5 protein-coding genes and 1 pseudogene are annotated in these 7715 nt (G+C 51.4%); all 6 read right to left on the reverse strand.

Translation table 11 applies throughout. From position 1 onward, the window contains the following. Window positions 1-199: 199 nt before the first annotated feature. Complete coding sequence (locus tag BFQ00_RS01235; protein ID WP_043205934.1) at window positions 200-2116, reverse strand: methyl-accepting chemotaxis protein; 1917 nt, start codon at window positions 2114-2116, stop codon at window positions 200-202. Window positions 2117-2351: 235 nt separating this feature from the next. Beyond that, window positions 2352-3170, reverse strand: a pseudogene (locus tag BFQ00_RS01240) (IS66 family transposase); the annotation flags it as partial. Window positions 3171-3220: 50 nt separating this feature from the next. Beyond that, on the reverse strand, window positions 3221-3556 hold the full coding sequence (tnpB, locus tag BFQ00_RS29855) for an IS66 family insertion sequence element accessory protein TnpB (RefSeq protein WP_065932365.1): 336 nt from the start codon (window positions 3554-3556) through the stop codon (window positions 3221-3223). After that, window positions 3553-3870: an IS66-like element accessory protein TnpA gene (locus tag BFQ00_RS01250; RefSeq protein WP_015885959.1), complete on the reverse strand. Its 318-nt coding sequence runs from the start codon at window positions 3868-3870 to the stop codon at window positions 3553-3555. The genes tnpB and BFQ00_RS01250 overlap by 4 nt, the downstream gene beginning before the upstream one ends. Window positions 3871-4034: 164 nt before the next feature. After that, window positions 4035-5282 (reverse strand): hypothetical protein, encoded by a 1248-nt coding sequence (locus tag BFQ00_RS28860; protein ID WP_124427637.1) that lies wholly within the window; start codon window positions 5280-5282, stop codon window positions 4035-4037. A 349-nt stretch (window positions 5283-5631) separates the two neighbouring features. Then, complete coding sequence (locus BFQ00_RS01260; RefSeq protein ID WP_065932367.1) at window positions 5632-7140, reverse strand: P-loop ATPase, Sll1717 family; 1509 nt, start codon at window positions 7138-7140, stop codon at window positions 5632-5634. Window positions 7141-7715: the final 575 nt, after the last annotated feature.

Genomic DNA, 7715 nt, shown 5'->3' on the forward strand with positions numbered 1-7715 from the left:
TCGGTATAAGCAGTCCTTCAGAAAGCCGTAGGACGGCTGATAATCCATGGCCTGACCTCATCCGGCGTCATGAAAAGCCTCGTTTATCGCGTTGAGCAAAGTAGCCCTTATAGGCGCGTCACCCTCTCATCTACCAATCCTCAAATACCCGAAAGTCGTTCTCTCGGGCATTTGAGCATCCGGTAAAAAAACTTGTAACTCAGTTCACCTTGAACCGTCCCACCAGCCCCTGCTGTTGCTCGGCCAAGCGGGCTAACTCGCGGCTGGTGACGGCGGTTTGTTCAGCACCGGCGCTGACCTGGATAACCAGAGTGTTGATGTCGTTTACGTTGCGGTGGATCTCCTCGGCAACCTGACTCTGTTGTTCTGCCGCCGAGGCGACCTGTATGTTGCTGTCGCTGATGGTCGCGATGCCCTCGGCTATTTCTTCTAGCAACTCCCCTGCGCGCACTACGTTGCTCGCGCCTTCTTGAGCCTTCCCTAGAGTTTCCTGCATGGAAGTGGCGGCACGGTCGGAGCCGGATTGCAGATTGGCGATCATCTTCTGGATACTGACGGTGGAATCCTGAGTCTTTTTGGCCAGATTCCGCACCTCATCGGCGACCACGGCAAATCCACGACCCTGCTCACCGGCACGGGCAGCCTCAATGGCAGCGTTCAAAGCTAGCAGATTGGTTTGCTCTGCTACACCACGAATCACATCCAAAACCGAGGAGATGGAATAGCTTTCACCCTTGAGCTCCTCAATGATTCGGGATGTTTGTTCGGCCTGAACCTCAAGCCCTTTGATCAAGCTGATGGTGTTCTCGATTTCAGCCTTGCCCTGCATAGTGCTGGCATTAACGCGCTGCGACATCTCTGCGGCGTCGGTAGTGCTGCGCGCCACGTCTTTGACCGTGGCGCTCATCTCGCTGATGGCAGTGACCACCTGATCGGTGCCTTGACGCTGCTGGACGACGTTATTGCTAGTTTGCAGGGCCACAGCCGAAGACTGCTCGGCGGCGGTCGCGACCTGCGCCGTGGCACTCCCGATCTCACGGATCACTTCACCGATCTGTATGGCCATGTTATCCAGGTTACGCGAGATCTCGCCAAACTCGTCTCTGCCGGTGTAACGGGTTCTGGCAGTTAGGTCACGCGTGGATAGCGAAATAAGGGTGCGGTTCACGTCGACCACAGCGATTTTGATATTGCGAATAATCACCGAAGCGAGCCACAGCACCGCAATCAACATCAGAATGACGGTGGCTATTGCGACATACAGACTGCGCTGGGCATCGGTACGCGCGACATTGGCTAGGCTCACGACCGTCTGGCCCAGTTCAGCCTCGACCTGAGCCATCATGTCGATACGGCTGGTGGAAAGGTTGAACCAGTCTTCGGGTTTGATATTAAGCGGATCGCCTAGAGGCGTATCAAATCCGAGTTTTTGCAGGCGAGCTACATCGACGGATGCGGGCTGTTGTAGAACCGCATCCAGCTTATTTTTGAACACGGCAGGAGCCCAGCGTTGAAAGGCCTCGAAATAGCCGGAGAACTCGCCCATGTTGCGGCTGAAACGTGACAACAGCGGCGCATCAAAACGGTTTTGGTTGAATGCCAGGCCAAGCAGTACACGCTCTCGACCAGAGCGCTCTTTCATGTCTACGAACTGATTGAGTGAACTCAGCCCACGCAGGATTTCCGGATCCTCAATGCTGGTTTCCAGTGAGTAAGAGAAGCCGATCAAATTTTTGATAAGATCGGTGAATCGGGTGCCGGACTCGCCGTTATTGATTGCGAGCGTGTCCACCTGCTGACGCAGTCCGGCCAAACCATCAATTGCGCGCAGCATCTTGTCAGGCGCGATAAGACCCTCGGTCGATTGCGCATGCATCGCGCTCACCGCACGGTCGGTTTCTTGGCGTAAGACTTTCAACTTGTCCTGCATCGTCTTACCACCGCTGCCCAGAAACACGCCGCTTGCGCCGCGCTCACGCTGGATAGTGGTTACTACGTCACTGAGTTTCTGCGCGGTGCCGGTAGCGGTGACCGCTCGGTTCATCTCGCTCAGTGTCTCCCGTTTGTCAGCTACAAAAATCCCGGCGAAGACCAGAAAGCCCAACAGGGGAAACATCAAAATAAGCAGTAGCTTTGTACTCAAAGGAGCATTTCTAAGCATGGCAGGCCTCAGGGCTTGAAGATGTTGTTTAAAGCTATCCAAGGCGAACGTTCTATGAAGTCGACGTCTGATAGAGCCCAGGATGGTTCAGTAGTAGCCTGCCGTAGCCAGTTTTTTCTCCGTTCGGAATGTTTCGGCTGAAACCAGCAAAGCTTTACCTGTACCCGTGTATCGATAGGGGCCTAGGTACCGAGTAGGCCCAGACGTAAGCGCGGTGGGTTTTCTTCTCTCCTGGAGCCAGCATTTGTACCGGTGTTTCATCGGCGTGGACTACGCGCTGGGCCAGCACTGCTTCGCGCAGCGCATCGACCAGCGGCTGAAGCTGCACGCCGGTTTGACCCATCCACTGCGCTAGTGTCGAGCGCGGGATGGCAAGGCCGGCACGGCCGAAGATCTTTTCCTGTCGATAGAGCGGCAGGTGGTCGGCGAATTTGGCCACCATCACTTGCGCCAGCAGGCCGGCAGTGGGGATGCCCTTGTCGATCACCTGCGGCGGCACCGGGGCCTGGGTCAGTGTTTCGCACTGCCGGCAGGCCCATTTCCCACGAACGTGCTGTTCGACGGTGAACACGCCCGGCGTGTAGTCCAGCTTCTCGCTGACGTCTTCACCGATGCGCTGAAGCTGACAGCCGCAAGCGCACTGAGTGTTGTCCGGCTCGTGATGGATCACAGTGCGCGGGAACTGCGGCGGCAACGGCGCACGCTTGGGTTGCTGGCGTGGTTCTATCTGCGCGGGTGCGGGATGAAGTGCTTTTAAGTCGGCCTCGATGGCTTCGAGGTCGGTATTAAGCAGGTCATCGAGCAAGCTGCCTTACGCCGGGCTGATCTGCTCGCTGCGCTTAGCAAACTTGTGTCGCTTGAGAATGGCGATTTCGTGGGTGAGCTGCTCGATGATCGTCTCATCACGATGGATCTTTCTGCCCATGGTGTCGACCTTGGACATCAGCTGCGCAGCCAGCGCGCGCAGTTGTTCAGGGGGCATTTGATCGAGATCGGGCAAAGAAGTCATGCCGTGGATTTTACCAAAGCAGTCCTCCGGTCACAGCTATAAGCCAGGTATTAGAGCAATGTAATTGCGCCGCCTGCACCTACTCGCTGCCAAGGCAATCCAAGTACCAGCGCCTGGAGTTGTTCGGGGTCGAGTTCGACCTCCGCGCCAAGATGGATGCCCGGCCAATGAAACTTGCCCTGATTCAAGCGTCGCACCGCTAGCCAAATACCAACGCCGTCATGCACCAGCACCTTTATGCGGTTGGCCCGGCGGTTGGCAAAGAGGTAGGCGCAGTGCGGCTTCGCCGCACCGAACACGGCAACCACCCGGGCCAGTGCAGTGTCAGTGCCGGCCCGCATGTCCATGGGCTGGGTGGCGAGCCAGATGGAGTCGATACGAATCATTGGGCCAGGCCACGGATAAAACACGCGCAGCCGTCCGGATCTGAGGCTGGCCATTTTACGGTGACGGATTTATCGCCCAGAACCAGTGAGATGATCACCGTCTCTTCTGTTGCGCGCTTGGGTGCAGCTTGTACGGGGATGAAGGCCGGCAGAGTTGCGGGTGATTGATCCCGGTAAATCGGTAGCCACTTGCGGATCACGTTGGCGTTGATGCCGTGATGGATGGCTACGCTGGAAATCGTCGCTCCAGGTTGCAAGCATTCCTGGACGACCTGGGCTTTAAATGGTTTGGGGTAAGAGCTGCGTTGGCGCATGGAAATCCTGGCGATAAGGGTGATCGCGTCCGCTTAAAATACGCGGACACCATCGCCCTAAATACTGGAGTTCGGTAGGTGTGTTCGCCATCCGCTTACGTTCCTCCGCGCAAGCACTACTCGGGATCGAGTAGTGGATACTCATGAGCTTTTCTGCAATGGCGTCATTGGATATCCGTAGACCCGCCTTGAAACTCTAACGCCTTTTTATACAGATCAATCTTTCTTTGTAGATCGCTTGGTTTCGCTGGCAGGTCGAGAAACTGGTTAGCTTCGGCTAAAGACTGGAAGTCGTCGGATCGGCGTAGGTGAAATAAGATGAGCTCTCTGAAATAAAACTGTATTTGATAACAATATGTTTTAGCGCGCTCGCTTTCTTCGCCGGCATGTACGCTCTGATTCCTATGTTCACGAAGGTGTTCAAGTACTTGTTGATGAAACTCGCTTTCTTCGAATAAGAAAGCGCAGCGTCGAGGTATGCCATCTTTATTTGAGTCAGATGGTGATGCAAGACATTCTAGTGCGCCCCAAAGCCTTATAAGAGCCGAATTGTGTTCTCTTTCATCCAGTGCTCGGACGTATCGAAGTAGCGAGTCCTTTATTACTCTACCGTATTTGCATATTTTTAATCTTGAAAGAGCCCACTTGACGTTTTTACCAAATACTTCCGGCTTCGATGGTGAGTATACTTTACCTGCTTCAAAATATGGTTCATACCATACAGTCGATTTTGCTGGCTTGCCACTAAAGTAGTGTAGTGTGTGCGTCTGCCCCAGCCTGACTTTATTTATGGCGGCCTGTTTATTGCCCATTAGCTCCATACTCGAATTTCCAAATAACGCCATAATCGCTCTGAGTATGTCTAAGCTTCTCAGTGCTTTCGTCGTGGCTCCCTGGTCGGTTTTGGCTTTCAACTGGATCTTAACCTTGCAATATTGCTCATGTTCGTCATTCAACGTACGGTGAGATGCCTTAATCTCCCGGCTCCTAGAGTAGTATTTTTTAGGATAGTCTCCAGAAAATAAATTTATATGTGTATCTTCAATGTATATTGACTTAAGAGTCAGGTGAGCAGGGTTGATGGATACAGAAGTGAGGAAACAATATTTTTCTTCTCTGGTAGCGAGCTCAGCTCGACAAATTTTCTGAATATTTTCCATTAGCGCATCTTTAGTGAGCACTCCTGCCGTAGCAGTGATTGAAATACTTCTGGACAGAATTGAGTCAAGATTTAGTCCGTCCGATTTTGACGTTAACTCAATCATTGAGAAAAGGCTTGCGAAGGCATTGTGATATTCAAAGGCTTCGAATGACACTCGACCATCAACGGTTATTTTTTTTATACTCTCAATTTTTTTAATAATTTCTTCGGGCTTCAAATTGCTATTTTTAGTCTTCCATCCTATCTTCATATTCAGCCCTCTATTTTTTATCTGTCGGCTTTTAAGTTGTACAAAGTAAATCGCTTGAGAGCTAAAAAATAAAACGTTGAGCGTCCCCTCTACACCCAAAGGACACGTTTGGCCGAAAGCAGTCGCTTATGAGTTACCGCGTTCGGCCAAAAGCGGATGCTCAAGGTCGAACTTTTTCGACCCTAAGCTGCCTTTTTATGGGAATAAAAGTGGTTCAGCCTAAGCCGCTATCGACCCAGAAATAGCAGTCACAGGGTGATTGCTTTTAGCGATAGCAACCGACTGCGCCAATCCATGTCCATTACAAACTGCGTTTAAATCCCATGCACATATTTTTTATTCTCAGGAGTTAAGAGCGGTGCGACTTTAAGCCATTGAAGAAAGCGCTTCGAACCGCCCATCGTACAGCGTCGTCCGTTCTCACACTTTTCCAATGATCTGGATGACGCATTACATCACGCACTTCGTATCGCTCATCTTCTGGATATCGAACCTCCATAAATCCTATCCGATATAAAAAACGCGCGAGCGCGATATCGGGCTCACCGTAGGAGACGCCTTTATGGAGCTTCACTTGACCATTCCCGATTAGGCCTCGGAGATGTTTGTATAGGTCAGATGCAATCCACTCGAGAGGTTTGCCAGTAAAAGATTGCAGACAAATATCCAATCCGACACAAAGTCCACCAAATTCAGTTTTTAAGAATTCGAGCTGGTCAGTGGAGTAAATCCACTCTGCATCTTGAATCTCTAAGTCAGTGACCGGCAGTCTTTCTGACCCGTCGAGTGCAAACTTGATCATGGCCCTGAGGCTTCGCGGCGTATACATTGAGCGGCGGACAAAATAACTAAATGAATCACTCGTCGATTTATTCTTTAGCGTGACTTCTGGAGTAAAGAATACATGCCACATATCATCGAAAGGCACCCGAATTTTTTTAGGTTCACACCCTAGCGCTGCCGCAATCGCAAAACGCAGTCTATTTGCAGTCCATTTCCTCAAATCGCTCACATCCCAATTAAGATGAACGACACCACTCACCTTGTCAGAATAATGCCAGCCGGGATTTATATTTAACCACAAATCTTGTCGCATAAAGAGATGGACTTCGGCATTTAAGTTGTTGTGAGTGATTCGATCTGCTGCCTCTATAGCGTCTCGAATCAATCGAATACTTGTAGCGCCGCCCGCTTCTTGCAAGTTGTCAAAATCGTCTACATAAAGGGCGAAATTAGTTGCTTGTGCAACGCGGGCAATTCTTTCGACACTATTCTTTTCTTGCGCTGCGTTTTCGGAGGCAATGTTCTTTGCCCACGGAACAAGTGTCTTAATTACGTCGGCTATACGTTCTCCGAAGTCTCGCTCGGTTATACCCTTAGTGATAGCCCAAGCACGTAATGCAATATCGTCATCGCTGGTGAGTAAACGTCCGCTCATGTCATGTGCAAGCCGCCTGCAAATCATGTCTGCGTAAATCTGCATCCAATCGGCAACTGCGCCGTATCCACGTTCGGTTGCCTTCGCCAGACGTTCGGCATGTAACGATGCAAGCTCGTCCGCTGAGGCCTCCACAATTAAGGTTTGAGAATCCTCTTTGCGACGCTCAATGCTAGTAAGGCGAACGGCGGACTTCCCTGCGCCCTTTCGTGCCACAGCGACAGTCACCGTTGTGGCCGTTGCATTATCAAACCAATCTGGTCGGACTAGTAAATTGTCGAACCACTTATCTTGAGCCGTATCACGTTCGGCGTCTGGATACCCTATGAAAGAAGAGCTTTGATGCCAGCGTTTGCGAATGGCCTCAACTTGCTCAGGAGTCAATGATAGGATCTGCTTGGACGGTCCTTGCATAGTCATGAGTTGTAGATTTCCCTTACTAATACCGCATCAGTTCCTTGCCTACATGCAACCGCTGAGCCCAAAAAACTGTGTCGAAAGGCGAGGGGTTAGACGACAAGACCTCAACGAAGCTTACGAATTCGACGTAGGTGTGTCTATGGATGGCATGAGATTGCACACAAGAGTTCAGTTTTGGCGATTAAATGTCGGCCTCATATATAGATTTAGAAATCCAGTCACCCAATGCCCGCTTCCGGCCGCCAGCTGCCGGTCAAGGCGCTCCCGTTGTGCTGGTCAAATTCGACGCAAACAGCTGGTCAGGTGGAATGCAAATGACAGGTCATTGGCAATGCAAACGGGTGGTCAAGTGGGATGCAATTGTCCAGCGAGCACTAGAGTGTCAATGCTCGGTCTGAAGCAAGCGTGCGGCTGGCGGATAGTGTGTCAATGTCTGCCGTAATTGACCTGCAGATAGTCAATCCTTGGTTGTAACATTGACAGTCAATGCCATTTTCTTCTGAATTGGCTGACGCCTATATTTTTCCGGGGGATGCACGTTGTCAATCCACCAGGGAGATAGGTGATACCAAGCA

It is taken from the genome of Pseudomonas sp. 28 E 9 (genome assembly GCF_900004785.1).
Classification (GTDB): Bacteria; Pseudomonadota; Gammaproteobacteria; order Pseudomonadales; family Pseudomonadaceae; genus Aquipseudomonas; species Aquipseudomonas orientalis_A.